The organism is Streptomyces sp. RLB3-17 (genome assembly GCF_007113425.2).
GTDB classification, from domain to species: domain Bacteria; phylum Actinomycetota; class Actinomycetes; order Streptomycetales; family Streptomycetaceae; genus Streptomyces; species Streptomyces mirabilis_D.
This window is the reverse complement of record NZ_CP041610.2, coordinates 3,951,369-3,977,011: the sequence shown is the minus strand read 5'-3', so window position 1 is coordinate 3,977,011 and position 25,643 is coordinate 3,951,369. Positions and strand designations below refer to the sequence as shown.

25 protein-coding genes are annotated in these 25,643 nt (G+C 69.6%); 9 read left to right on the top strand and 16 right to left on the bottom strand.

Translation table 11 applies throughout. From position 1 onward, the window contains the following. Positions 1–63 precede the first annotated feature (63 nt). Entirely contained in the window at positions 64–1,569 is a 1,506-nt protein-coding gene (locus FNV62_RS18395) for an alpha-N-arabinofuranosidase (protein WP_060900693.1), read from the top strand. Here FNV62_RS18395 and FNV62_RS18390 read toward each other — a convergent pair. From FNV62_RS18390 to FNV62_RS18380, 3 genes are all read right to left on the bottom strand, one after another. Continuing rightward, positions 1,562–4,561, bottom strand: a complete 3,000-nt coding sequence (locus FNV62_RS18390) for a beta-galactosidase (protein WP_144315419.1) — start codon at positions 4,559–4,561, stop codon at positions 1,562–1,564. The two genes, FNV62_RS18395 and FNV62_RS18390, sit on opposite strands and share 8 nt — an antisense overlap. Positions 4,562–4,733: 172 nt before the next feature. Next, positions 4,734–5,423: a DUF4232 domain-containing protein gene (locus FNV62_RS18385; protein ID WP_143601541.1), complete on the bottom strand. Its 690-nt coding sequence runs from the start codon at positions 5,421–5,423 to the stop codon at positions 4,734–4,736. 191 nt (positions 5,424–5,614) lie between these two features. Continuing rightward, on the bottom strand, positions 5,615–6,682 hold the full coding sequence (locus FNV62_RS18380) for an alpha-hydroxy acid oxidase (protein ID WP_097284570.1): 1,068 nt from the start codon (positions 6,680–6,682) through the stop codon (positions 5,615–5,617). Positions 6,683–6,791: 109 nt separating this feature from the next. Between FNV62_RS18380 and FNV62_RS18375 the strand changes: the two genes are divergently transcribed. Next, positions 6,792–7,304: a DinB family protein gene (locus FNV62_RS18375; protein ID WP_054233588.1), complete on the top strand. Its 513-nt coding sequence runs from the start codon at positions 6,792–6,794 to the stop codon at positions 7,302–7,304. A 4-nt stretch (positions 7,305–7,308) separates the two neighbouring features. Next, the gene (locus FNV62_RS18370) at positions 7,309–7,701 is read left to right on the top strand and encodes a VOC family protein (RefSeq protein ID WP_060900698.1); all 393 of its coding nucleotides are present in this window, start codon (positions 7,309–7,311) and stop codon (positions 7,699–7,701) included. Between the two features lie 42 nt (positions 7,702–7,743). On the opposite strand, the gene FNV62_RS18365 is transcribed toward FNV62_RS18370, so the two are convergent. Continuing rightward, the gene (locus tag FNV62_RS18365) at positions 7,744–8,160 is read right to left on the bottom strand and encodes a nuclear transport factor 2 family protein (RefSeq protein ID WP_144315418.1); all 417 of its coding nucleotides are present in this window, start codon (positions 8,158–8,160) and stop codon (positions 7,744–7,746) included. Between the two features lie 171 nt (positions 8,161–8,331). Here FNV62_RS18365 and FNV62_RS18360 point away from each other — a divergent pair, with 171 nt between their 5' ends. From FNV62_RS18360 to FNV62_RS18345, 4 genes are all read left to right on the top strand, one after another. Further along, on the top strand, positions 8,332–8,910 hold the full coding sequence (locus tag FNV62_RS18360; RefSeq protein WP_143607994.1) for a hypothetical protein: 579 nt from the start codon (positions 8,332–8,334) through the stop codon (positions 8,908–8,910). Positions 8,911–8,945: 35 nt separating this feature from the next. Beyond that, entirely contained in the window at positions 8,946–9,647 is a 702-nt protein-coding gene (locus FNV62_RS18355) for an alpha/beta fold hydrolase (RefSeq protein WP_060900700.1), read from the top strand. Continuing rightward, entirely contained in the window at positions 9,644–11,017 is a 1,374-nt protein-coding gene (locus tag FNV62_RS18350; RefSeq protein ID WP_144315417.1) for a carotenoid oxygenase family protein, read from the top strand. Before FNV62_RS18355 ends, FNV62_RS18350 begins: the two co-directional genes overlap by 4 nt. 75 nt (positions 11,018–11,092) lie before the next feature. Next, complete coding sequence (locus FNV62_RS18345; protein WP_144315416.1) at positions 11,093–12,031, top strand: RNA polymerase sigma factor; 939 nt, start codon at positions 11,093–11,095, stop codon at positions 12,029–12,031. 30 nt (positions 12,032–12,061) lie between these two features. Here FNV62_RS18345 and FNV62_RS18340 read toward each other — a convergent pair whose 3' ends face one another. The 7 genes from FNV62_RS18340 to FNV62_RS18310 form a co-directional block, all read right to left on the bottom strand. Beyond that, positions 12,062–12,802 carry a DUF2637 domain-containing protein gene (locus tag FNV62_RS18340; protein WP_079090163.1) on the bottom strand — a complete coding sequence of 247 codons (741 nt, stop codon included), beginning with the start codon at positions 12,800–12,802 and terminating at the stop codon, positions 12,062–12,064. A 27-nt stretch (positions 12,803–12,829) separates the two neighbouring features. After that, complete coding sequence (locus FNV62_RS18335) at positions 12,830–13,042, bottom strand: hypothetical protein (protein ID WP_143601534.1); 213 nt, start codon at positions 13,040–13,042, stop codon at positions 12,830–12,832. A gap of 116 nt (positions 13,043–13,158) precedes the next feature. Continuing rightward, positions 13,159–13,935 carry an intradiol ring-cleavage dioxygenase gene (locus tag FNV62_RS18330; protein WP_097288934.1) on the bottom strand — a complete coding sequence of 259 codons (777 nt, stop codon included), beginning with the start codon at positions 13,933–13,935 and terminating at the stop codon, positions 13,159–13,161. A 109-nt stretch (positions 13,936–14,044) separates the two neighbouring features. After that, positions 14,045–14,473, bottom strand: coding sequence for an organic hydroperoxide resistance protein (locus tag FNV62_RS18325; RefSeq protein ID WP_144315415.1), 429 nt, complete (start codon positions 14,471–14,473; stop codon positions 14,045–14,047). An 82-nt stretch (positions 14,474–14,555) separates the two neighbouring features. Next, entirely contained in the window at positions 14,556–15,458 is a 903-nt protein-coding gene (locus FNV62_RS18320; protein ID WP_097288933.1) for a helix-turn-helix domain-containing protein, read from the bottom strand. A gap of 70 nt (positions 15,459–15,528) precedes the next feature. After that, positions 15,529–15,720 (bottom strand): DUF397 domain-containing protein, encoded by a 192-nt coding sequence (locus tag FNV62_RS18315; RefSeq protein WP_144315414.1) that lies wholly within the window; start codon positions 15,718–15,720, stop codon positions 15,529–15,531. Beyond that, positions 15,717–16,556 carry a helix-turn-helix domain-containing protein gene (locus tag FNV62_RS18310; RefSeq protein WP_143601530.1) on the bottom strand — a complete coding sequence of 280 codons (840 nt, stop codon included), beginning with the start codon at positions 16,554–16,556 and terminating at the stop codon, positions 15,717–15,719. The genes FNV62_RS18315 and FNV62_RS18310 overlap by 4 nt, the downstream gene beginning before the upstream one ends. A 128-nt stretch (positions 16,557–16,684) precedes the next feature. Between FNV62_RS18310 and FNV62_RS18305 the strand changes: the two genes are divergently transcribed. Then, positions 16,685–17,233 (top strand): ATP-binding protein, encoded by a 549-nt coding sequence (locus FNV62_RS18305; RefSeq protein WP_144315413.1) that lies wholly within the window; start codon positions 16,685–16,687, stop codon positions 17,231–17,233. On the opposite strand, the gene FNV62_RS18300 is transcribed toward FNV62_RS18305, so the two are convergent. Beyond that, a complete protein-coding gene (locus FNV62_RS18300) occupies positions 17,142–18,410 on the bottom strand; it encodes an ABC transporter substrate-binding protein (protein ID WP_225900287.1) in 1,269 nt (422 codons plus the stop codon). The two genes, FNV62_RS18305 and FNV62_RS18300, sit on opposite strands and share 92 nt — an antisense overlap. 149 nt (positions 18,411–18,559) lie before the next feature. Here FNV62_RS18300 and FNV62_RS18295 point away from each other — a divergent pair, with 149 nt between their 5' ends. Further along, positions 18,560–19,465, top strand: coding sequence for an NmrA family NAD(P)-binding protein (locus FNV62_RS18295; protein ID WP_225900286.1), 906 nt, complete (start codon positions 18,560–18,562; stop codon positions 19,463–19,465). A gap of 156 nt (positions 19,466–19,621) precedes the next feature. Here the strand turns inward: FNV62_RS18295 and FNV62_RS18290 are convergent, their stop codons facing one another. The 4 genes from FNV62_RS18290 to mmsA all read right to left on the bottom strand — a co-directional run bounded on the left by FNV62_RS18290 (position 19,622) and on the right by mmsA (position 25,615). Beyond that, positions 19,622–21,424, bottom strand: a complete 1,803-nt coding sequence (locus FNV62_RS18290; protein ID WP_144315412.1) for a pyridoxal phosphate-dependent aminotransferase — start codon at positions 21,422–21,424, stop codon at positions 19,622–19,624. A 192-nt stretch (positions 21,425–21,616) separates the two neighbouring features. After that, a complete protein-coding gene (locus FNV62_RS18285; protein ID WP_097284557.1) occupies positions 21,617–22,765 on the bottom strand; it encodes an aldose epimerase family protein in 1,149 nt (382 codons plus the stop codon). Positions 22,766–22,823: 58 nt separating this feature from the next. Next, positions 22,824–24,068, bottom strand: coding sequence for a multiple monosaccharide ABC transporter permease (mmsB, locus tag FNV62_RS18280; protein WP_054233602.1), 1,245 nt, complete (start codon positions 24,066–24,068; stop codon positions 22,824–22,826). Then, positions 24,065–25,615 (bottom strand): multiple monosaccharide ABC transporter ATP-binding protein, encoded by a 1,551-nt coding sequence (gene mmsA, locus FNV62_RS18275; RefSeq protein ID WP_144316490.1) that lies wholly within the window; start codon positions 25,613–25,615, stop codon positions 24,065–24,067. The genes mmsB and mmsA overlap by 4 nt, the downstream gene beginning before the upstream one ends. Between the last annotated feature and the right edge of the window lie 28 nt (positions 25,616–25,643).

Below are 25,643 nucleotides of genomic sequence, written 5' to 3'. Positions count from 1 at the left end.
CGGGGAACTGCGCGACCAGCCACAGCAAACCCGCAGACAAAACTGAACCCCCGGAAGGAAAGAATGCATACCGCCCGCTTCGCCCTGGACCCCGCCTTCACCATCGGTGAGGTCAACCCCCGCCTCTTCGGCTCCTTCGTCGAACACCTCGGCCGCTGCGTCTACACCGGCATCTACGAACCCGACCACCCCTCCGCCGACGCCGAAGGCCTCCGCACCGACGTACTGGAACTGGTCCGCGAACTGGGCGTCACCGCCATCCGCTACCCCGGCGGCAACTTCGTCTCCGCCTACAACTGGGAGGACGGCGTGGGCCCCGCGGAGGAACGGCCCCGCCGCCTCGACCTCGCCTGGCGCTCCACCGAGACCAACCGCTTCGGCCTGTCCGAGTACATCGCCTTCCTGAGGAAGATCGGCCCCCAGGCCGAGCCGATGATGGCGATCAACCTCGGCACGCGCGGCGTCGCCGAGGCCCTGGAGCTCCAGGAGTACGCCAACCACCCGGGCGGGACGGCCCGTTCGGACCTTCGGGTGGCGCACGGCGACAAGGAGCCCTTCGGTATCGGCCTGTGGTGTCTGGGCAACGAGATGGACGGGCCCTGGCAGACCGGCCACAAGACGGCGGAGGAGTACGGCCGTCTCGCCGCCGAGACCGCCCGCGCGATGCGTCAGATCGAGCCGGACCTCGAACTCGTCGCGTGCGGATCGTCGGGGCAGAGCATGGAGACGTTCGCCGCGTGGGAGGCGACGGTGCTGGCGGAGACGTACGACCTCGTCGACTACATCTCCCTGCACGCCTACTACGAGGAGACCGACGGCGACCGCGACTCCTTCCTCGCCTCCGCCGTCGACACCGAGTCCTTCATCGAGAACGTGGTGGCGACCTGCGACCACGTGGGCGCCCGGCTGAAGTCGAAGAAGAAGATCAACCTCTCCTTCGACGAGTGGAACGTCTGGTACCAGAGCCGGCCGAACCCGCATCCGGTCGAGGACTGGCAGGAGGCCCCGCGCATCCTGGAGGACGTCTACAGCGTCACGGACGCGGTCGTCTTCGGCTCCCTGCTGATCGCGTTGCTGCGGCACGCGGACCGGGTGACCGTCGCCTGTCTCGCCCAGCTCGTCAACGTCATCGCGCCGATCATGACGGAGCCGGGCGGCGCGGCCTGGCGGCAGACGACGTTCTTCCCGTTCGCGCAGGCGGCGAAGTACGGGCGCGGGGAGGTCCTCGACGTCCGCGCGGTGTCGCCGACGTACGAGACGAAGAAGTACGGGGAGGTCGACCTGCTGCACGCCACCGCCGTGCGTGCCGAGGACGGCTCGGTCACCGTCTTCGCGGTCAACCGCAGCCAGACCGAGCCGCTGCCGCTCGAAGTCGCCCTGAACCGGCTGGGGTTGACGACGGTCGTCGAGCACAGCGCGGTCGCCGACGCGGACCCCGACGCCCGCAACACCCTCCAGGACCAGGAACGGGTCACCCCGCACCCCGTCGAGGGCACCACCCTCCAGGACGACGGCACCCTGACCGCCGTCCTGGAGCCGCTGTCCTGGAACGTGATCCGGCTCAGCTAGCGCGCGCGTGCGCGCGGCCGGGGGAGTCCACCGGTGTCACCGGTACCCCTCCGGCCGCGCTGCCCATCAGCGTCAGCCTCACCTCGCCGGGACCGGCCGGGGTGGTGCCGTCGGACAGTACGGCGAGGGCCAGGGTGTTGGCGCCCCGGGTGCGCAGGACGCCGCCTGGCAGGACGAAGGTGTGCTGGGGGCCGACGTCGTTGATGTACTGGCCCATGTTCCAGCCGTTCAGGAAGATCTGGACGCGGTAGGCGCGGGCCGGGTCGTCGGTGAGGGTGAGCCCGATCGAGGCGTCCACGCCCGGGTCGATCGCGAGCCGGAACCCGGTGCGGTACCAGGCGACTCCCTGCCCACGCGCCGCCCGCGGGAAGTCCACGGCCTTCCAGCCGCCGTCGGCGAACCCCGGCAGATGCCAGCCCTGCCGTTCCCCGTACAGCCCGCCGTGGTTGAGCGGTCCCCGCACCGGGTCGGGCGCCGCCTCGCCCTGGATCCGCCAGGTGACGGCCGGGCTCGCCCCCGCGAACGTCACCGCCGTGAGGCCCCGTGCGGCCTTGTGCGTGTCCTTCGCCGCGCCGTCCATGTCGTGCTGCATCCGGCGTACGAGGACGGAGAGGACGTGCGGTCCGCTCGCGTACCGCACGGGGAAGGTGGCCGTGGCGGACCAAGTGCCCTTCCGCACCGTCGACTTGTCCGGCACCGGCATCCGGTGCGCGCCGAGCGGTTTCCCGTCCAGCCACGCCATCAGCAGCCCCTGTGTGCCCGTGACGTACGAGAGGGACACCGACTCGGCGGCGCCCGCGTCCCCCGCTTCCTCGAATCGCCCCCGGTACCAGACGTCTCCGTAGTGGAAGCCGTAGTCGTCGGCGAAGAGGACGGGCTGCCCGGCCGGTACGGGGGTGGTGCTGTACGAGGAGGTCCTGTCCGCGACCTTCCAGGCGGAGTCGTCGAACCCGGCGTCCGACTCGGGGTTCTCGGTGTGGAAGCGCCAGTTGTCCAGCGCGGGGAGGTGGACCGCCGCGACCCCCGGCAGCCGCCGCTCGGCCCGCAGACTCCCGGAGGTGGTCGCCCGGGCCTTCAACCTGCCCTGGTTCCACACCACTTCACTCATCCCGCGCGGCCCCCACACCTCCAGGTCGGCCGCCTCGACGGTGTCCCCGGTGAGATGGACGGTCGTGTCGCGCAGGGCGGCGGTGCGCAGGAGCGCCGGGCCGTACGCGAGCACGGGCCCCGACGGGGTGTCGTGGCGCCACAGCCGTACGGACGTCTCGTCGTCGGCGAGCAGCAGGAGGAAGGGGGCGTCCGTGCCGCCGCCCTCCACCAACACCCGGGTCAGACCGTCGAGTTCGGCGTCGACGCGCAGTGCGCCGGACGTGTACGCGTGGTCGGCCTTCCCCTCCAGCACGGTGACCGTGGGCTTGCTCGCGCACTCGACGGCCGTCCGTGTCGCCTCCCCCTTGCGCCCCGTGAACACGGCGATGTCCTGCCGTCCGGCGGTGAGCCACAGCATCGGCTGGGCGCTGGAGTACCTCAACGTCCGCCGCCCGAGCGGAAGTCCGGTGGCGAGCAGCCGGGCGTCGAGGGCGGGGACCGGCACCGGTAGCGGAACGTCCACTCCCGCGAGGGGGACGGCGGCGAGGACGTCGTCGGCCCGGTCGTTGCGCAGGATGTGGAAGTGCGCCTCGGTGTCCGGGTTGACCAGGTGGTACGCCGTGATCCCGGCGGCCTCCCCCGACGCGCCGCCCTTCGCGCCGACCTGGATGTCGGCCGCCCGGTCCAGCTTGGCGAGGTCGGGCACGGAGTGCAGGAGCTGCCCGAGCTGGTGCATGGGGACCAGCTTGGGGGTGGGTCTGCGGGCCTCGTCGAGGGCGGCGCCGTAGTCGTACGAGGTGTAGACGACCGGCGCGGGCAGCCAGCCCCAGGAGGTCCCCCCGAACGTCATGTAGACGTTGTGGACCTTGATGCCGTTGGCGAGGTTGGTGAGGTAGAAACGCCGCTCGTACGCCGCGTCACGGGTCCGCGCCGACTCCGCGTACCCCTTCCCGTCGAACTCCACCCCGCCCCACGGATCGAACCAGCCGCCCCCGAACTCGGCCAGCAGCCCCGGGGTCTCGGGACTCGCCGTCGAGCCGCCCTTCGTACCGCCGACGCCGTAGTAGCCCCAGTCGGGCGGCGGTGCGAGGGTCGAGGGGTAGCCGTCGAAGCCGTACAGATAGCGGCCGCTCTCGCCGCCCGTGTCGAACGTTCCCGGCGCCCAGTACCCGTTGCGCCCCTTGTCGTTGTGGAAGAGCGGCACGTCGATGCCGTCGGCGCGGACCTTGGCGTAGAGGTGGGCCATGTAGTCGCGCCCGCGGGGGCTGGTGACGTTGTTCGCGTACTCGTTCTCCAGCTGGTAGAGGACGATCGTGCCGCCGCCGTGGGTGTAGAGGTGCCGGACCGCGATCCGGTTCACGGCGGTCAGCCACTCGTCGACGTACGACAGATAGGTCGGGTCGGAGGTGCGGGCGGTGCCCCGGGTGGCGGTCAGCCAGCCGGGGAAGCCGCCCGCGTCGACCTCGGCGTTGATGTAGGGGCCGGGCCGCAGGATCACGTACAGGCCGGTCTCGGCGGCCGTGCGCAGGAACAGGTCGAGGTCGCGGACGCCGGTGAAGTCGTACCGTCCGGGCGCGGGGGAGTGGTAGTTCCAGGAGACGTAGACGCTGATGGTGTTGTAGCCGTGGGCGCGCAGCTTCTCCAGGACATCCCGCCAGAGGGAGGGGCTCGGCAGCCGGAAGGGGTGGACCTCGCCGGACCACAGGACGACACGGCTGCCGTCGACCAGCATCGAGTACTTGTCGAAGCCCACGGTGTGGCGGGTGCCGTCGGCGCCGGGCGGGTCCGGCGCCGGGCCGGTGGGGGCGCTCGCGCGGGCGAAGGCGCCGCCGCTCCCGCTGAGCGTGAGTCCGAGCGCGGTGGTGCCGGCGAGTGCGCTGAAGGTACGTCTGCTCCACACCATGCGGGGCCTTTCGGGGACAGCGATGGGCATCCCCCCCCGGTTGTTCGAGCGAACCCGAGAACTTGGGGGAGGATGCGGCCATTGTCCACAGCGGTGCGTCTTCCCATGGCCGTATGAGGGGCTCGGCGCGGGCGGATTACGCGGTACGGCCGGTACGGTCGGGGCGGATGGGTCAGGAGGGCTTGGCCGCCGAGAGGGCGGTGACCGTCACCTTGTCGTCGCACTCGGCGATGACACCGTCCGTCAGCGCGACCTGGTGCGCCCCGGCACCCGGGACGCCCACCACCAGCGTCGGGTAGCTCGCGGGTGTGGCTCCGGACTTGCAGTAGCCGTCGGCCTCACCCTGGACCTGCACGAACGTCAGCTTCGTCCACGCCTTCCCGCCCGCCGCGACCTTCACCGTGGACGCGCCCCCGGTCGTGGTCACCTTGAGCGGCCGGTTCTTCTCGGGGGAACCGTTGCCCGCCCCCGCCACGGTCGGATACCCCTGGACGGTGCACGCCTTGCCGGACACGTTGGTGAACTCGACGATCGCCGCGCCGGTCCCGGTACCGTCCGGCCGCACCGCGGCCTGGTACATGGACGCCTTGAGATCCGGCAGGCCGCAGGCCTTCGCACCGGTGGACGGCGTCGTGGTGTGCGCCGGAGAGCCGGACGTGGCGGATGCGGCGGGTGTGGAGGGTGTGGAGGGGGAAGCGGAGCCGGAGGTGGAGGTGGACGCCGCCGGCTTGACCGGAGCGCCCGACGGCGAAGAGCCCGCCCCCGCCGGGGTCCCGCCCGGCTGACACGCGGTCATGAGCAGGGTGGCCGCCGACGCGGTCACCATGGCCGTCGCGACTCTGCGGATACCGATGCCGTACATGAAATCCCCCGAAGTGGTTCAGGCGCCGGTCTCTCGCCGACACTCGTCGCTTCAGAGCGCGTCATCGGCTTCCGGGGTTCACCTGCCGGGCTGTCTGTGACATGACGGTGACACAGCAGGTCGCACTGTGCATTTCGGGACAGCTCGATCGCCGACGGCCCGCATGTTCGATCAACGGCCCGCATGTTCGATCAATCGAGCGGCGGTCGGGGAGCCGCCCACAGGAGGTCGCGGGTCAGTTCGAGCACGCTCGGTGTGCCGGTCAGGCTCATCGCCTCGACGAGTTCGTCGGTGAGGTCGTCGATCAGGCGGGTCACGCCGGCGGCGCCGCGGACGGTCAGCGCCCACAGGACGGGCCGGCCGATGAACACGGCACGGGCACCGAGAGCGAGGGCGGCGAGGATGTGGGTGCCGCGGCGCAGTCCGCCGTCGGCGTAGACCTCGGCACCGGTGCCCGCCACCGCGTCGACGACCTCCGGCAGGGCCCAGGCGGTGGGCACCAGCCCGTCCAGTTGCCGTCCACCGTGGTTCGACACGATGAGGCCGGACGCTCCCGCGGCCACCAGTTCCCGGGCGTCGTCGCCGCGCAGCACGCCCTTGACGACGATGGGGAGGCCGCGGGCCCGTTCACGCAGCCAGCCGATGACGTCGAGGGTCAGATCGGGTGCGCGCTCGGCCGCCTCGGGCGAGGGAATCCCGGTGACGTTGCCGTACAGGTCCTCCGGTCCGATGAAGTCGTCGACCTGCGTGCCACGTTGGCCCCGCGACCCGTTGACCGGCGGCGTGTCGGCGGTCAGTACGACCGCCCGCGCCCCGGCGGCGAGGGCCCGCTCCAGCGTCTCGATGGTCAGTACGGGGTCCCGGGCCACGTACACCTGCACCCACCACGGTGCCCCGCTCGGCACCAGGTCCGCGAACGGCACCGCGGTGTTCGAGGTCACCGCCAGCAGCGAACCCGCCGCCGCGACGCCCCGCGCGGTGGCGGCCTCCCCGTCCGGGTGGGCCTTGCGCTGCAGGGTGCTGGGCGCGACGAGTACGGGGGTACGAACGGGCGTGCCGAGTACGGTCGTAGACGCGTCGCACGTCGAGACGTCCCGCAACAGCCGTGCCCGGAAACGGAACTGGTCCCAGGCCGAGGTCGCCTCCGCGACGCTCATGCCGCGACCGGTGCCGCGCCGGAAGTACGCGTAGACGTCCTCCGGCAGCACCTCGGCGGCCCGCTCCTGAAGACCGTCCATCCAGCGACCGATGTCTGTCACCTGACATCCCTTCGTCGTACGGTACGACGAAGCAAGGGTGCCCCAGGCACCCGCCTCGGCGGTCTAATTCGCTCGACACCGAGGGGCGGGACGGTGATGCTGCACCCCTATGACGCGAACCGATACGCCAACCGCCTGGGACGAACGCACCCAGCTGACCACCTTCCTCGACTACGCCCGTGCCACCGCCCGCGCCAAGTGCGAGGGGGTCTCGCCGGAGGGCGCGCGGCAGGCCCCGCTCCCCGGATCCCCGCTGATGACGCTGTGCGGGCTGATCAGCCACCTGCGCTGGGTCGAGCACTACTGGATCCACGTGATGTTCCTCGGTGAGGAGGACGACGGGCCGATCGCGGCCGCGACGGAGGAGGATCCCGATCCGGAGATGCGGATCGCCGTCGACGTGCCGTTGCCCCAACTCCTCGACGAGTACGAGGAGCAGAGCGCCCGCTACCGTCTCCTGGTCGCCGAGCACGACCTGGACACCAAGGCCAAGCGTCCCTTCCGCGACGGCCGGTACATGGACCTCCGCTGGATCGTGCTCCATCTGATCGAGGAGACCGCCCGGCACAACGGCCACCTGGACATCGTCCGGGAACTGGTCGACGGCGAGAAGGGAGCCTGAAGCCATGGGCGAGTCGGCGGGGCTGAACCCGACCATCCGCACCCTCACCTTCGACTGCACCGGCGATCCGTACGATCTCGGCCTGTTCTGGAGCGAGTTGCTCGGCCGCCCGCTGGACGACGACGACAAGCCGGGCGACCCGGAGGCGTTGCTGCGAGACCCGTCCGGCGGCCCGACACTGCTTTTCGTGCGCGTCCCCGAGGGCAAGTCGGCCAAGAACCGCATCCACTTCGACCTCCAGCCGCAGGGCCGCACCCGCGCCCAGGAGGTCGCCCGCGCCCTCTCCCTCGGCGCCCGCCAGATCGCCGACCACACCCGCCCGGACGGCGGCGGCTGGGTCACCCTCACCGACCCCGAGGGCAACGAATTCTGCGTGGAGCGCGGCGAGTTGGGCTGAGCGCGCGCCAGTGCTACGCGCGCGTCACTCCGTTCACTGGCGCTACGCGCGCGTCACCCCGTTCAACGGCACCCGCCGTGCCTCCACCCTCCGCCGCGCGATGCGCCACACCCCATCACGTCGCACCACGACGTCCTCGTACGACACCGATCCGCACCGGCCGTCCGCCATGACCCCCAGTCCTTTGGACCGCACCCGCGCGCGGCCGTCCCCGAGGTCGTCGGTGATGACGATGTTGGTGACGTGATGGGCGACGGGGTTCGCGGCGCCGAGGACGAGGGTCGCGTCCCGGATCGCCGCGATCCCGGCCAACTCGCCCTGTCCGAAGGCGGACACGTCGTAGACGACGTCCTCGGTGAACAGTTCCGTCAGTTCGTCGAGGCGTCCGTCGTCGAAGAGATGGCCGTGCAGGGAAACCAACTCGGCGATGGCCAGGCGGTCTTCGGTGGCGAGTGTCATGGCGGGGCCTTCCATGTGCGTACGTCGCGTGTGACATGAGGTGTGACGGGCGTCACGTTCTTGGGTTCGAACTTTTGCGCTTGCCGTGCATCTGGTCGGTGTCGGGTCACTGGGTGGCTTCGGAACAGCACATCTCCGTAGCCGTCCATTCCATTTCACCGAGGAACTTTCATGGGCTATCTGCGCGGATTCATCCCCTGGATCGTCGCCGGCGTCGTCTCGTCCTTCGACTGGCGCTGGGGCGCGATCGCGGGCCTTGTGTCGGGGCTCCTGCTCCTGCTGCAGGACCGCTTTCGCGGGGTCGGCCTCGACGCGCTGATCCTGGAGATCAGCACCGTCGTGTACTTCGTCGTGGTCGGCGCCGTGGCCGTCGCCGACCCGGGCTCGGCGCTGGCGGACCACACGGACGTCGTCTCCTTCGGCTGGCTGGCCGCCACCGCCTGGGGGACCCTGGCGATCCGGCGCCCCTTCACGCTGGGCATCGCCAAGCGCCAGACTCCCCCCGAGTACTGGGACATGCCGGAGTTCGTCCGGGTCAACAACCACATCACCAGTGCCTGGGGCGCCGGCTTCACCTTCATCGGCGTCAGCCTGGCCGTCTGCGGCGCGGTGGACGCCCCGGCCTGGGTGGGCATCGCCGCCCATGTCGCCGGTCTCGTCGGCCCCGCCGTCTTCACGAAGGTCTACCCCGCCCGGGCCCAGGCGCGCCTGCTGGCCGCCCAGGCGCCGGTCACGGCCGTACCCCGATAGACCGTCCCCTGCGTACGAGAAGGAGCAAACACATCGTGACCACCACCCCGGAAGCAAAGAACGTCGTTCTCGTCCACGGCGGATTCGTCGACGGATCGGGCTGGAGGGGGGTCCATGAGCTGCTGCGCGCGGACGGCTGCACCGTCAGCGTCGTCCAGAACCCCACGCTCTCGCTCGAAGGCGACGTCGCCACGACCCAGCGGGTACTCGACGCCCAGGACGGCCCGACCGTACTGGTCGGACACTCCTACGGCGGCGCGGTGATCTCCCAGGCGGGCAACCACGAGAACGTGTCCGCACTCGTGTACGTCGCGGCGTTCGCACCCGACAAGGGCGAGTCCGTGAACACCCTCATCGCCGACCCGCCGCCCGGAGCTCCCGTCCCGCCGATCCTGCCCCCGAACGACGGGTTCCTCTTCCTCGACCGGGAGAAGTTCGCCGCGTCCTTCGCCGGTGACCTGCCCGCCGACGAGGCCCGGTTCCTGGCCGACTCCCAAGTGCCGTGGGGCCTGGACGCGTTGGGCGGGACCGTCACCCTCCCCGCCTGGCGCACCAAGCCGAGCTTCTACCTGGTCGCCACCGACGACCGCATGATCCCGCCCCCGGCCCAGCGCGCCATGGCCGAGCGGGCGGGCGCGACGGTGAGCGAGACCGGCGGCAGCCACGCCGTCTACGTGTCCAAGCCCGGCGAGGTCGCCGCGCTCATCAAGAAGGCCGCCGCGGGGGCGACCGCGTGACGAACGAGACAGCTCTTCCCTTGTATCTCCGGGGCCGCTTCGCCCCGGTCCCCCAGGAGCACGGCGCGGCCGACCTCACCGTGCGGGGCTCCCTGCCGCCCGACCTGGACGGCCGCTATCTGCGCAACGGCCCCAACCCGCTGCCCGGCCAGGACAACGGGCACTGGTTCACCGGTCCGGGCATGCTCCACGGCATCCGGCTGCGGGGCGGACGCGCCGAGTGGTACCGCAACCGGTGGATCCGCACCCGGCAGCTGGACGGGCACCCGTTCATCCGCGCGGACTCCACCGTCGACCTGGCCGCGACGCCCGCCAACACACACGTGATCCGGCACGCCGACACCGTCCTGGCCCTGTGCGAGGTCGGTCTTCCCCACTGGGTCACCCCCGAGCTGGAGACCGTCGGACCGTACGACTTCGGCGGGCGGCTGACCACCGCGATGACGGCCCACCCCAAGGAGGACCCGGTCACGGGTGAACTTCACCTGTTCGGGGCCGGGTTCGCCCCGCCGTACCTCACCTATCACCGGGTCACCGCGGACGGACGGCTGCTCGACAGCCGGCCGGTCGAGGTACCTGGCCCGACGATGATGCACGACTTCGCCATCACCGAGCACCACATCGTGTGGATGGACCTGCCGGTCGTCTTCGATCCCACCCTGGCCGGTTCCGGCGGCGGCATGCCCTACCGGTGGGACGAGGAGTACGGCGCGCGGCTCGGCGTCATGTCCCGTACGCCCGGCAGCACCGACGTGCGGTGGTACGACGTCGATCCCTGCTACGTCTTCCATGTGGGCAACGCCTACGAAGATGGGCGGGGGCGCATCGTGCTGGACGCGGTGCGCTACGACCGCGCCGGCTTCCAGCACACCTGGTCGGACATCGGCGGCTCCACGGGGGCGAGCGGTCTGGTCGGGGTGAGGGAGCCGGGCCACTCCCAGGCCTCCTCCGTCCTGCACCGCTGGACCCTGGACCCGGCCACCGGCCGCGCCTCCGAGTCCCCACTGGACGATCGTGACGTCGAGTTCCCCACGCACAACGAGACCCTCACCGGGCGCGCGAACCGCTACCTCTACACCGTCTCCGGTGCCGGCATCGCCAAGCACGACCTCACGCGCCACACCAGTCACGCCTACGAGACGCCCGGCAGCCGCTACGCGGGCGAGGCGGTCTTCGTACCGGCGGCGGACACCACCGGCGAGGACGAGGGGTGGCTCCTGTCGCTCGTCTCGAACGACGACGGCGAGGCCGGGGAACTGCTCGTCCTCGACGCCGCGGAGATGACCGTCCAGACAGTGGTGGAACTGCCCCACCCCGTCCCGGCGGGGTTCCACGGAAGCTGGCTGCCGGAGCCCGTCCAGCGGCCCTGAAGGGCCAGGGCTCTCACGACCCCAAGTGCGAGGTCTATCCTGCGCGCATCGCCATCGCGACGGAGGCGTTCGGACATGATGCCCCTCACCTCACCCACGGACGAGGAACTCACCCGCCGGGCGCAAGCCCGCGAGACCGGAGCCCTCGGGCTGCTGCTGGCTCGCCATCAGGCGCCGATGCGCGCGGTGGCGATGAGCCTGCTCGGCTACGGCCCCGACGCGGAGGACGTGGTGCAGGACGCCGCACTGACCGCGCTGCGACGCATCGGGGACGTACGGGATCCCGCGGCCGTGGGAGCCTGGCTGCGGGCGGTCGTGCGCAACGCCGCCCGCATGCGGCTGCGTGTCGCCCGGGAGACGCCAGGACTGGACGGCCTCGACCACCTGCACCCGTGTGATCACGAGCCGTCGCACCCGGAGCGGGTCGTCGAGCAGCACGCGATGCGGGACTGGATCTGGGACGCGGTGGAGGAACTGCCCGAGCAGTTGCGGCTGGTGCTGATGCTGCGGCACTTCAGCGGCATCACCTCGTACCAGGACATCGCCGCCGCCTGTGAGATACCGGTGGGCACGGTGCGCAGCCGGCTCAACCAGGCCAGGGCGAAGCTGGCCCAGGTGCTGTTGTCGACCGCCGCCCAGGCGCACGACGACGCTTCCGTTCTCACGGAGGGCAGCAGGCAGGAGGCCCTGGAGACCCTGGAGGGTGCCGCGCGTGGCAACCTGCCTCGGGAGATAGCCGAGCTGTGGCCGGCCGAGACCGAGCTGGTCGGTGCGCTCAGCCGAACAGGAGAACGCACCCACCCCTTCCCGGCCATGCGGCAGAACCGGGAATCCGGGGTGCGCCAGCACCTGCGCCACGTGGTGGCCAGCCGGGACATCACCATCTGGGAGATGGACGTCATCAATCCCGTCGGCGCCGTCAGCCCCTGCCCGCCGACCCTCGCCTGGCTCATGTTCCGGCGGGACAGAAGAGTTCAACGACTACGGGTGGTCTTCCCCGAACCTCCGCGCTGAGCGTTGTTCCGGCGGGGACGGCCGTGACGATCAAGGTCTTGGCTGCTTGGGCCGCCTCAGGGTCTGGCAGGCGTGACGAGGTCCGTGGTGGGGCGAGATCTGGCCGACGAGTTCCCGGAAGCAGATCAGGGCGGTGATGGGTGGGATTCCGACGACGACCATCGCCAGCAGGGAGCGCGGGGACTGGCCGACGCAGAGGGCGACCGCCGTGGCGGAGGCGATCAGCATCACGGACCAGGACCGTCTGGCGCTCCGGTGCTGAACGGACGCCCGAAGAATGGACAGACCCGCCACGAGCCACGGTCCGTACACCATGAGCGGCCACCATCGGGCCAACTTTGCCGAAACGACCAGTAGTGAAATACCACGCAGTTGGTTGTATGAATAAGAGACGGACCATCCCAGCATCATCACCGCGGATACAATGATCATTACGACCAGGAAAACAACCGTGATGATCCTGTGTTTAGCTGCAATGGCCTGGAATCCCGGCCGGGGCCTGCGCCGGTTGACCGGGCGGCGCGGCAGGGCGTGGCTGTGCGGCGGGGCCGGAGCGGCGGGCGTCACGCTCGACGTCGTGTACAGCATCTGCGCCAGCTCTTCGTCCGGATCCCACGCGTCCGGCTCGATCGCGGGCTCGGGGACGTGCCAGAAGTGTTGCGTCCCGAGCGGATCGGCGCCGGTGAACGGGGGGTTCAGCGGATCGTAGGCGGTGGCTCGCGGATCGAGCTGAATGTCGCGGAGGGTGGGATCGTCCTGAGTCCAGTCCATCTGTCTGCGGCTCCTTTGCGCCCTGGCTCAGCGGGATCCATCTGCGGTGTGTCCGTCCCACGTGGCCCGCAGGTATTCGCTTTCCATGCGGGTCATGGCCTTGAGGAACTCCTCGAGCAGGTCCGCGCAGTGCTCCAGGCGTGCCCTCCCGTCGGCGGTATCGAGCCAGTCGTTTGCGTGCATATCTTTTGTCGTCACGGCTGAATAACGAGCACCATAGGGCGTAAGGCATTCGGTCATTCAGGGGAATGTGCGTCCATAGATCCACAGATCAATTGAGATGATCGTGGTGTTATCGAGGCGAGGGCCCCGCCGGTCTCCGGCGGGGCCCGTTGTGGGGATCCGTGGGTCGGACGTCAGCTCGTTTCGACGCCGACCGTCAGCGTGCCCGTGTAGCCCGACGCGGCCGTGCTGCCCAGGGCCGTCAGGGTGAGGAGGCCGGACGCGGCGCCTCCGTCGTCGTAGATCGAGTCCTGGGCGAGGGTGGTGCGGGTGACCGTGTTCGTGGAGTACGGGGAGATCCTGGCCACCGCCGTGGTGATCGTCTCGTCGAAGAAGAGCTGGCCGGTGTGGAGTTCCCGGCCGCCGGTGAAGCTGCCGTCCGAGGTGAGCGTGACTCCCGTGTGCACCTTGAGGTGGATGTGGATGCAGCGGCCCCGGTACCAGCCGGGGTAGATCGTGGTGAGGTTCGCGACGCCGCCGGCGTTGGTGAGGACGCCGCCCCGCAGGAACGAACCGTCGTCCGGTTCGCTGTGGCCGTTGTTGCCGACGAAGCCGGAGTACTCGCCCAGCGCGTCGCAGTGCCAGATCTCCACGAGGGCGCCGGAGAGCGGGGCGCAGGTGCCGTCGTCGACGACGGTGAGCGCGAGCTTGAGCGGGACGCCCGGCTTGCTCTCGGTGATGTCGGCGCGGACCAGGGCGCCGTCCAGGTAGTAGGGGCCTTCGGTCATCTCCTTGGTGAGGGTGCAGACGGCCGCCGCGGCGACGGGGGCCGAGTGCACCGCGTTCGTCGTGTCGGTTGTGGGGGCTTCCGGTGCGGCGGCGCCCACGGCCAGGGTGGCGGCCGTGGCGCCGGTGGCGATCAGCACCGTTCGGCGCCCGATCGGGTGGGCTGCTCCTGAAGTGTCTGTCATGAACACGGCAGATTAGGAACGGATGCTGTTGGTCAGCTGTCAGTACGGCAAAGTGATGAGCCGTCAAGTTCCTTGTAGGACAGGTGAACCGGGTCCGGGTCGGGTTGGCTCAGACGGTCGCTTCGAGGGTCACGTCGATGTTCCCCCGGGTGGCGTTGGAGTAGGGGCAGACCTGGTGCGTGGTCTGTACGAGCCGGTCTGCGGTCGCCTGCTCCACGCCGGGCAGGTGGACCGAAAGCTTCACGGCCAGGGTGAAGCCCCCGTCCTCCTTGCTGAGCAGGCTCACGGTCGACGTGACGGTGGAACCGGGCACCTTCACGTCCTGCTGGGCCGCGATCAGCCGCAGTCCGTTGTGGAAGCAGGCCGCGTAGCCCGCGGCGAAGAGCTGCTCGGGGTTGGTCCTGTCGCCACCCGGGCCGCCCATCTCCCTCGGCACGGCGAGGACCTCGTCGAGGACTCCGTCGAGGCTACGGACCTCCCCGTTGCGGCCGTCGCCGGTCGAGAGGGCCTCGGTGGTGTAGAGCGTGGTGGTGGACATGGTGTCTCCTTCTGGTTGGACTTGGGCAGGTTTGAGTAGGCATGCGTGGGCATGCCGAAGAGAGGGGTGAGGGTCACCCCGGCTACTGGACGGAAACGGAATCCGTGTCGACGGCGGTCCGCGTGCGCGGGGCGGTGACCTGGGCGAGCAGGGTCAGCGCGGCCTGTGAGGAGGAACCCGCCGCCGCGGTGACCGCGACGATGCGCTGCCCGGGCTCGTTCGGGACCGGCATCGCCTGCTGGACGACGTCCATCGGGCCGACCAGCGGATGCCGCATCCGGTGTGTCGCGATGTCCCACGCACGAACGCGGTGTTCGGACCACAGAGAAGTGAACTCGCGGCTCTTCATCGTCAGTTGACCGATCAGCTCGGCCAGCTCCGGATCGTCGGGGTGCTCGCCGACCGCGAGCCGCAGCTTGCCCACCGCGTCCCGGGCCTTGCGCTGCCAGTCCTCGTACAGATCACGCGTGTGCGGATCCAGGAAGACCAGCCGCGCGGTGTTGGGCCGCCGGGCCGGCTGCTCGGGACTGTCCGGATCGAGATGCCCGGCGAACAGCGCGTGCCCGGTGCGGTTCCATGCCAGGACGTCGCTCCGGCGGCCGAGCACGATCACCGGGGTGTCCCCGAAGGCGGCGATCAGCTGCCTCGTCGCCTCCGAGACGCGCTCGGGTGCCGGGCGGCGGGGCCGACTCCTGCCGCTCTTGCGCACCACCCCGGCGAGGTCGTGCAGGTGGCGGTGTTCGGTCTCGTCCAGGCGGAGCGCCCGGGCGATCGCGTCCAGTACCTCCACGGAGGCGTTGAGGGACAGCCCCTGCTCCAGCCGCGTGTAGTACGACTGGCTCACCCCCGCCAGCTGGGCCAGCTCGTCGCGCCGCAGCCCGGGCACGCGTCGGCGCTCCCCGAACGTCGAGAGCCCGACGTCGGCGGGTCGCAGCTGCGCGCGACGCGTACGGAGGAATCGACCGAGCTGGTCCTTGCTGTTCATGGACTCGAGTATGGGCGGGTCCGGCATGGGTAGCCTGCCCCTCCCAGTGACACGTTGTGACTCCGTCGGTTCAGCGGGGGGTGGTCGAGGCGTAGTTGAGGAAGTCGGCCCAGGTGGTGGGGGAGAGGGCGAGGTGGGGGCCGTCCGTGTTCTTGGAGTCGCGGACGTGGATGGTACGGGGGCAGGTGGCGACCTCGACGCAGTCGCCGTCGCCGCTGCTGCTGTAGCTGCTTTTGAACCAGGCCAGTTCGGACGTGCTCATAGCGCTCCTCGCATCCGCTCCAACAGGCTCACGGAGTCCTGAAGGGTGAGAGCCTGCGAACGCATCCTGGCATACCGCCGCTGGAGGACGCTGATCTCTTTTGGGTCGGAGAAGAACAGGCCGCCGCGCTGGGCTTCGTTGTAGGCGTACCACTTGTTGTCGGGGGTCTCCAACTGCTGGAGGGGGCCCGCCATTCCGGCATGCGACTCCAGCACCAACGGCATGATCTGGACCTCGACGTTTCGCAGTGCGGAGACCTCCAGTACATGGTCGATGAGCTCGCGCGTGACCTCGACTCCGCCTGTACGCCGCAGGAACAAGTGCTCTTCGAGGATGAAGCTGAATGCGGTGTTCGGCCGCTCTCGCAACAGTCTTTGACGCTCGGCCCTTGCTGTCCACTGGGCCTCGATCTGCTCGTCGTCCAGGGACGGCAACCGATCGGTGAACAACTGCCGCGCATACGCCTCTGTCTGCAACAGACCGGGAATCAACCGGCACTCATAGGTGTAGAGAGTGATCGCGGTCGTCTCCAACCTCGCCCACTGCCTGAACCACGCTGCCAACCCCGGCTGCCTCGCCAGATGCCCCGCCGCCTTCCGTAACGCCCCGGTGTTGCCCAGCACCTCCTCCGCCCGCTCGACGAACGTCGGATCCGGCATCCTCCGTCCCAGCTCCACCGACGCCACCGTGTGTTTGGAGAACCGCACCCGTTCCCCGAACTCCTCCCGGCTCAGCCCCGCATGCTCCCGCAGGGCCTGTACGACCGCCCCGAACGTCCGCAGACTGTCCGACGACTCGGGCTCTCCACCCGTCCCCACCGCACCATCGACCACCATGGGTCACCTCCCGCACCCCATGGTCACGCCCAGTGACCGGTACTGTCCAGTCCGTCACCGCGTACGCTCCCGCAGCGTACGCGGCGCCGACCTGGTGAAGTGGCCGTGATCACCGCCAGATTGGGCCCATGACCGCACCACCCACCCCCCAACACCCGGTTACCGTACGTGTGTTCACGCAGCGACTCAGCGCCACCCCGCGCGGCGCCCGCCTCGCACGTCACCTCGTCCTGCACCAGCTGCACACCTGGGGCATCCCGCACGGCACGGACGCCTCCGACACCGTCGCCGTGATCGTCGCCGAGCTGGCCGCCAACGCGGTCACGCACGGGCGTGTACCCGGCCGGGACTTCGAGCTGCGGCTGTCGCTCGTCACGGGCAGCGTCCGCGTCGAGGTCACCGACACGCGCAGTGGGCCGCGTCCGCCGGGACCCGGTGACGTACCGGCCGCCCGTCCCCTCGACGAAGGCGGTCGGGGCCTCGTACTCGTCGAGGCACTCGCCGACCGGTGGGAGGTGCTGGACCGGGAGCCGCCCGGCAAGACCGTCCGCGCCGAGGTCGACCTGCCGGGGTGGCTGTCCCTGGTCAGGAGGTCGAGCGGGTCGCCTTCCCGATCGACGACAGCACCGCCTCCGGATCCCCGCCCGGAGCCACCGACCTGCCGATCTCTGCCCTGATCGAGGCCACCACCTGGGACCAGTTGGTCTCGGAGAGGGGGTAGAGCTCCATGTTGCCCAGGGCGTCCAGGCCGTTCCAGAGCTTGCTGTACTGCTTGTCCTGGCGCATGGCGGCGCTCGCCGCGGTGGTGACGGGCAGGAGCTGGTACTCGGCGGCCTGCTGGGTGACGTACTTGTCGCCGTAGAGGAAGTCGAGGAACTTGCCCGTCGCCTCGCGGTGGCCGGCCGAGCGGAAGGCGATCGTCCAGTCGGCCGTGCCCATGGTCGGCACGGTCCGGCCGGTACGGCTCGGGAGCGCGACGGTGCCGTAGGGGACGCTCAGGGTCGAGTCCTCGATCTGGCGCATCAGCGAGAGCGGGGCGTTGACCATGGCCGCCTTGCCGTCCATGAAGGCCTGGAGGGCGGCGCCGCGGTTGAGCTTGCCGGGGAGGGTCGGGCCCGTGAGACCTTCGGCGACGAGGGAGGAGCGCAGCCACTTCAGCGTGGAGACGTTCTCCTTCGAGGTGAGGGCGTAGCTGCCGCTGTTGTCGGTGTAGCCGCCGCCCCCGGCCAGCAGCCAGGTCAGGGTCTCCGCCTCCGCCTCCTCCGGGCCGAGGGGCAGCGCGATCGGGTACGTCACGCCCATGGCCTTCAACACGCGGGCGTCCACGAGGAGTTGCTGCCAGGTGGTGGGGGGCTTCAGGCCCGCCCGGGAGAAGAGGTCCTTGTTGTAGTAGAGGAGGCGGGTGCTCGCCGTGAACGGCAGGCCGTACTGGACGCGGCGCACCTGCCCGGCCTGCGCGAGGCTCGGTACGAAGCTGCCCTGGGCGGAGATCGACAGCAGCTCGTCCGCGCGGTAGAGCATGCCCTTGGCCGCGTACTCGGCGTAGCTGTCGGTCTGCACGACGTCCGGCGCCCTGCCCTGCTTGACGAGTGCGGCGACCTTCGCGTCGACCTCGTCGGCCGGGTAGACCTTCGTCTCCACCCGGATGTCGGGATGGGCGGCCTGGAAGGCGAGGCCGACGCGGTCCCAGAAGCCGATGGAGTTCTTGTGGACACTGTCGCCGTAGTTCGTGGCGACGACGGTGAGGGTCGTGGTCTTCGCCCCCGACCCGGAGTCCGTGCCGCAGCCGCTCACGCCCACCGTGAGGCCCAGCGCGGCCGCCATCGTCATCATGATCCGGGCTCTACGACGCACGGCACCCACCCCTCCTGGACGAAGAGCGTTGATCGTAGGCCGGGAGGGGCGGTGGCCACAGGGCCGCCGCCATTGCGTTTTGGTTCCGGTGGTGTGACGGGACAGGTGATCTCATGGGCGCCGTCAACGACTCACAAGGAGATCGACCGTTGGTTGCCAGCAATCTTGTTCTCATCTCCAACGCCGGTGACGTGGGCCGCACGGTCCTCGACCAGCTGCGCGCGCAGGACGTGCCCACGCGGGTGATGGTCCGCCGCGACGACGCGCGTGCGGCCGAGTTGCGTGTGCTCGGCGCGGAGGTCGTCATCGGCGATCTGACCCGGCCCGAGACCGTCGCCGCCGCGCTGGAGGGTGTCGGGCGGATGTACTTCGCGATGCCCGTGTCGCCGGACCAGCTGCTCGCGGCGACCGTGGTGGCCAGCGTGGCGCGCGAGCACGGGGAGCTGGACGGCCTGGTCGACATGTCCCAGATGACGGTGTCGCAGATGACCGCCACCAGCACCGAGGAGTCGGACCAGCAGCGGCTGCACTGGCTGTCTGAGCAGGTGTTCGACTGGTCGGGCCTGCCGGTGGTGCACGTCCGGCCGACGGCGTTCCTGGACAATCCGCTGTTCACCACACTGGCGGCGCGATCGATCCGGGACAACGGCACGATCGCGCTGCCGTTCGGCACCGGACGCACCTCGCCGATCGCCGTGGACGACGTCGCCCGCGTCGTCGCCACCGTGCTCCGCGACCCGGCCCCGCACATCGGGCACGTCTACGAGCTGACCGGGCCACGCACGGTCGACATGAACGAGATGGCCGAGGAGTTCTCACGGGCGCTGGGGCGTCCGGTGTCCTATGTCGACGTGCCGCTGGACCGGTGGCGGACCGAGGTGCTGTCCAAGGCGGGCCTGCCGCCGCACACCGAACAGCACATCGCCACGATGGCCCGACTGCACCGGGAAAACCGCTACGACCGCACGTCCGACGACGTCGAACGCGTCACGGGCGTGCCGGCCCGGACGATCGAGGCGTTCGTGGCCGCGCGCAGGGACTTCTACTTGGGCTGAACCCCGCGCACGCCGTGACGGACAGGTCCTCGGACAGGGCCTGAGCGGGCCCGGCGAAGTCCGCCGCGGTTCGGCAGCGCCCTGAAGGGGCGCGGGGAACTGCGCGACCAGCCACGACGGACTCGCAGGTGGCGTACCGCACTTTCAGCGGAGCGCTCAGCCGACCTGGTTGTACATCGCGCCCGCCGCCGGCCAGCCCGTGGGCTGGGGCGCGGGTGCCGGTTCCGGCTCGGTGCGGCCCCGTACCTGGGCGGCGGTCAGGCCCCGGTTGCGCAGGCCCGGCATGCCGGTCTGGCCCAGCCCGGCGGCCGGGGCGGGGGCCATGGCGGGCATCGCAGGTACCTGCGGCGGCGGCTGCATCGACCGTGCCTGCGCCTGGGCCGCCGGTGACGGGGCCTGGGCGACGGCGGGGATCGGCGCCTGCTGTCGTTGTGCCTGAGCCTGTGCGGCCTGGGCCATCTGCGCCATCTGGGCGACCGCGGACATCTGCGGCGCCTGCGGCATCATCTGGGCGGCCGGTTGCATCTGCGGGGCGGGCTGCATCTGGGCCACCCCGGGCATCTGCGCGACGTTGGGCATCTGGGCGACCGCGGGCATGGGCTGCTGCTGCGGCGGCATCATCGCGGCGGCCGGAGCAGGGGCGGGGACCAGACCCGGCATTCCGGTGGGGGCCTGCGCCGGGGCTGGGCCCGGCCAGGTCTGGGCGGGCGGCAGGCTCGGCATCGCGGCGGCCTGCGCGGCCAGTGGCATGCCGACCCCGTTCGTCTCGCTGATCAGACGGTCCACCGCCGCCGTACCCGAGCTGTAGCTGGTCCCTGTGCCCAGCTCGGGTACGGCGGCTCCCCTCCTGGACCCGTAGAGCACCTGTTCCATGCCGGACACCAGGCGACGCACGTCCGTCTCGGGGCGCACTACGAGTCTCAGGAAGCGACTGGACGAGCCGATCTTGTTGCCGCACTCACGGACCAGGATCCGGTGCTCGCTCAGCAGTCGGTCGCGCACGACGGTGCCCTCGGCGCCCACGGGAAGCCGTACGAAGAGGAAGTTGCCCTGCGAGGGGTAGACCGTCAGGCCGGGGAGCGCCGACAGCTGGCGGGCCATGTCGAGACGGTCGCGGCGCACCAGGTGCAGGCTCTCCATGTACTCGGCGCCGTGCTCCTTGAGCATGAACACCACGGTCTCCGCGAAGGAGTTGAGGTTCCACTTGGGCAGCATGGAGCGGATCTTGCCCGCGAGCGCGGGGTTGGCCACGAGATAGCCGAAGCGGATGCCGTGCAGGCCGAAGTTCTTGCCGAGGCTGCGCAGGACGATGACGTTGGGCCGCAGGACGGCCTCTTCCACGACGCTCGGGTCGTTCTCGGCGTCGGCGAACTCCAGGAACGACTCGTCGATGACGATCAGGTCCAGGTCCTGGAGCTGATCCATGAAGTTGACGACCGCACGGCGGCTGAGGAAGCCGCCGTCGGGGTTGTTCGGGTTGCAGATGACGGCGACACGGGTGCCGCGGGCGCGGATGAACTCGATGTACTGGGCCGGGTCCAGAGCGAAGCCGTTGGACTCCATGAGCGGGAACATGTCGACCCGCTTGCCGGTCTCCATGGGCTGGTCGGTCCAGCGGCCGAAGGTGGGGACGGGGATGGCGAGGGACTCGCGCACGAGCAGGTGGTCGATCCAGGTGATCAGTTCCGTGGAACCGTTGCCCATCGCGACGCAGCTCGGCGGGAGTTGGAGCAGCGCGCACAGCTCGGCCGTGATCGTGTCGGCGCTGCTCGGGTAGTACGTGATGATCTCGCGCAACCGCCCGGCCAGTTCGTCGAACATACCGGGGGTGGGGAAGTACGGGTTGCACGGGATGCAGAAGTCGATCGGGCCGACTCCATCGCTCTCGCGGGCCAGCGCAGCCATCGAGGGGCTGTGCGCCGCAGTGCCGCGGAACAGCGAGGCGACGTTGTCGGCCATGGAACCTCCGGTCTCTGGGTGGCCCGTGCGGGGGAGCACGGGCCGCCCTTTCATACGGAGGCGGAGGGGGCGCCGTTCAACTCGTGGGGATCGAGTAAGGGTTGACTTTTCCAGGCAACCGAAAGGGCCCCGGTGGCGTCACCCACCGGGGCCCCGATGTCACACGGACGTCAGGCGGACGTCAGGCGGACGTCACGCGCTGAACGAGTGGACCGTCGTCGTGCGGTACGTCTGCCCAGGTCGCAGCACCGTCGAGGGGAACGACGGGTGGTTCGGCGAGTCCGGGAAGTGCTGGGTCTCCAGGCACATGCCGTCGCCCTGCCGGTAGGTGTGACCGGAGGGGCCGACCAGGGTGCCGTCCAGGAAGTTGCCCGAGTAGAACTGCACGCCCGGCTGGTCCGTCGCGATCTTCAGGGTGCGGCCGGACTTCGGGTCGCGCAGGGTCGCGATGTGCTCGGGCTTGGCGGTGACGCCCTTGTCGAGGACCCAGTTGTGGTCGAAGCCCTTGGCGGTGACCAGTTGCGGGTGGCCGACACGGATGTCCCGGCCGATCGGCTTGGCCTTGCGGAAGTCGAAGGGGGTGCCCGCGACCTTGGCCAGCTCACCGGTGGGGATCAGTCCCGAGTCGGTGGGCGTGTAGCGGCCCGCGGCCAGGTGCAGCTCGTGGTCGTAGATGCCGCCGCTGCCCTCACCGGCGAGGTTGTAGTACGTGTGGTTGGTGAGGTTGACGACCGTGGCCTTGTCGGTGGTGGCCCGGTAGTCGATGCGCCAGTCGCCGTGCCTGGTGAGGGTGTACGTCACCTGTACCTTCAGCGTGCCCGGGTAGCCCATCTCGCCGTCGACGCTGGTGTAGTGCAGGTGCAGGCCGACGTCGGAGCCCGAGGTGAAGCCCTCGATGTCCCACACCTTGGTGTTGAAGCCCTTGGCGCCGCCGTGCAGGCTGTTCACGCCGTCGTTGACGGAGAGCTGGTAGGCCTTGCCGTCCAGGGTGAACCGGCCCTTGGCGATGCGGTTGCCGTAGCGGCCGATCGTCGCCCCGAAGAACGTCGTCCCCGCGACGTACGAGGCGAGGTTGTCGTAGCCGAGGGAGACGTTGGCGTAGCGGCCGTGCCGGTCGGGGATCTCCAGGGACTGGACGATGCCGCCGTAGGAGATGACCTTCAGGCGCGTGCCGCCGTTCTCCAGCGACCAGCGGTAGACCTTGGTGCCGTCGGCGAGCTTGCCGAAGAGCTCCTTCACCGGCTTCCTGCCTCCTGTGCTGGCGTGGGCGGTGCCGACCGTGCCGGCGGCGAGTCCCGCGGCCGCGGCCGCGGCGATGACCGTACGTCTGCTCGTTTCCATGTGCGGCTCCTGCAGTGGAAGAGGAAGGCCCCCACCGTGGTGGGGGCCTTGACGAGACTTACGAACCGACCTTGCGCTTGTTCCACACGTCGAAGCCGACCGCGGCCAGCAGTACCAGACCCTTGATGACCTGCTGCCAGTCGGAGCCGATGCCGACGAGGTTCATACCGTTGTTCAGCACGCCCAGGACGAGACCACCGATGATCGCGCCGAGGACCGTGCCCACGCCGCCGCTCATCGACGCACCGCCGATGAACGAGGCCGCGATCGCCTCCAGTTCGAAGTTCAGACCGGCCTTGGGCGAGGCCGCGTTGAAGCGGGCGGCGAAGACCAGACCCGCCAGGGCCGCGAGCATGCCCATGTTCAGGAAGACCAGGAAGGTGACCTTCTTGTCCTTCACACCCGACAGCTTGGCCGCCGGGAGGTTGCCGCCGATCGCGTAGATGTGCCGGCCGATGACCGCGTTGCGCATCAGGTAGCCGAAGCCGGCGACCAGGACGCCGAGGATCAGCAGGACCACCGGGGCGCCCTTGTAGCTGGCGAGCAGCATGGTGACGGTGGCGACGGCGGCGATCAGCGCGACGAGCTTGAGGAGGAAGAGGTTGCGCGGGAGTACGTCGAGGGAGAACTCCGTCTGACGCTTGCGGTCGCGGGTCTCCTTGACCACCACGAACGCCATCAGCCCGATGCCCAGGAGCAGGGTCAGGTTGTGGTAGTTCGTGTTGGGGCCGACCTCGGGCAGGAAGCTGTTGGCGACCTTCTGCAGACCCTCGGGGAACGGGCCGATCGTCTGGCCCTTGAGGAAGATCTCGGTCAGACCGCGGAAGGTCAGCATGCCCGCCAGGGTCACGATGAACGACGGTATGCCGAGATACGCGATGAGGAACCCTTGCGCGGCGCCCGCGGCGGCGCCCATGGCCAGACACAGCACCAGGGCGATGGGCCAGGAGATGTTGTGGTTGACCATCAGCACGGCTCCCACCGCGCCCACGAACGCCGTCAACGAGCCGACCGACAGGTCGATGTGGCCCGCGATGATGACGAGCATCATGCCGATCGCGAGGATCAGGATGTAGCTGTTCTGCAGCACCAGGTTGGAGACGTTGCGCGGCAGCAGCAGGTCGCCGTTGGTCCACACGGCGAACAGCACCACGATCAGACCGAGGGCGAACAGCATGCCGTACTGCCGCATGTTGCGGCGCATGCCGTCCAGCATCAGCTGAAGCAGGCTCTCGCCCGTGGCCGATCCGCTCTTGCCGGGCGGCGCCGGGGCCGGCGTCTTGGCGGTCACATCCGTGCTCATCGGGTTACCTCTTTGTCCTTCGTCATCTGGCGCATCAGCGTTTCCTGCGAGGCCTCCGCCCGCGAGAACTCACCCGTCAGCCGTCCTGCGGCCATCGTGTAGATGCGGTCGCACATTCCGAGCAGCTCCGGGAGCTCGGAGGAGATGAAGACGACCGCCTTGCCCTCGGCCGCCAGCTTGTCGATGACCGTGTAGATCTCGAACTTGGCGCCCACGTCGATCCCGCGGGTCGGCTCGTCGAGAATCAGCACCTCGGGGCCCGCGAAGATCCACTTGCTGAGGACGACCTTCTGCTGGTTGCCGCCCGACAGCTTGCCCACCGGCTCGAAGACGGTCGGCGCCTTGATGTTCATGGACTTGCGGTAGCCCTCGGAGACCTGCCGCTCCTCGTGCTCGTCGACGATCCCGCGCTTCGACACCTTGCCCAGGGCACTGAGCGTGATGTTGCGGTTGATGGTGTCGATGAGGTTGAGGCCGTAGTGCTTGCGGTCCTCGGTGACGTACGCGATGCCGTGTCCGACCGCTTCGGAGACGGTCTTGGTACGGATCTCCTTGCCGTCCCGGAGTACCGTGCCGCCCGCGTAGCGGCCGTAGGTGCGTCCGAAGACGTTCATCGCCAGTTCGGTGCGTCCGGCGCCCATGAGTCCCGCGATGCCGACGATCTCGCCGCGCCGCACGGAGATCGACACGTCGTCGACCACCTTGCGCTGCTGGTCGATCGGGTGGAACACGGTCCAGTCGCGGATCTCCAGGGCGGGCGCGGCGCCCTCCTCCGGGTGGTGCGGCGTCCGCTCCGGGAAGCGGTGTTCGAGGTCGCGGCCGACCATGCCGCTGATGATCCGGTCCTCGTTGGTCTCCGGGGCCTTCACGTCGAGGGTCTCGATGGTCCGCCCGTCGCGCAGGATGGTCACCGAGTCCGCGACCCGCTCGATCTCGTTCAGCTTGTGGGAAATGATGATCGAGGTGATGCCCTGGTTCTTCAACTCCAGGATGAGATCGAGGAGTTTGCCGCTGTCCTCGTCGTTCAGGGCGGCCGTCGGCTCATCGAGGATGAGCAGCTTCACCTGCTTCGACAGCGCCTTCGCGATCTCCACGAGCTGCTGCTTGCCCACGCCGATGTCGGCGACGCGGGTCTGCGGGTTCTCGTCGAGCCCGACCCGCCGCACCAGCTCGGAGGCGTGCCGCAGCGTCTCGGTCCAGCTGATGAGCCCGCGGGTGGCGTGCTCGTTGCCGAGGAAGATGTTCTCCGCGATGGAGAGGTAGGGCACCAGCGCCAGTTCCTGGTGGATGATCACGATGCCGCGGTGCTCACTGGCCCTGATGTCCTTGAACGAGCAGACCTCGCCCTCGAAGAGGATGTCCCCCTCGTAACTCCCGTGCGGGTGAACGCCGGAGAGGACCTTCATCAAGGTCGACTTGCCGGCGCCGTTCTCCCCGCAGATGGCATGGACCTCGCCCTGTTGGACGGTCAGAGTGACGTCCGACAGCGCCTTGACGCCGGGAAAGGTCTTGACGATCGAGCGCATTTCCAGGACGGGTCCCGCCATGGTCGTGCCTTCCAATCACTAGAGGGTG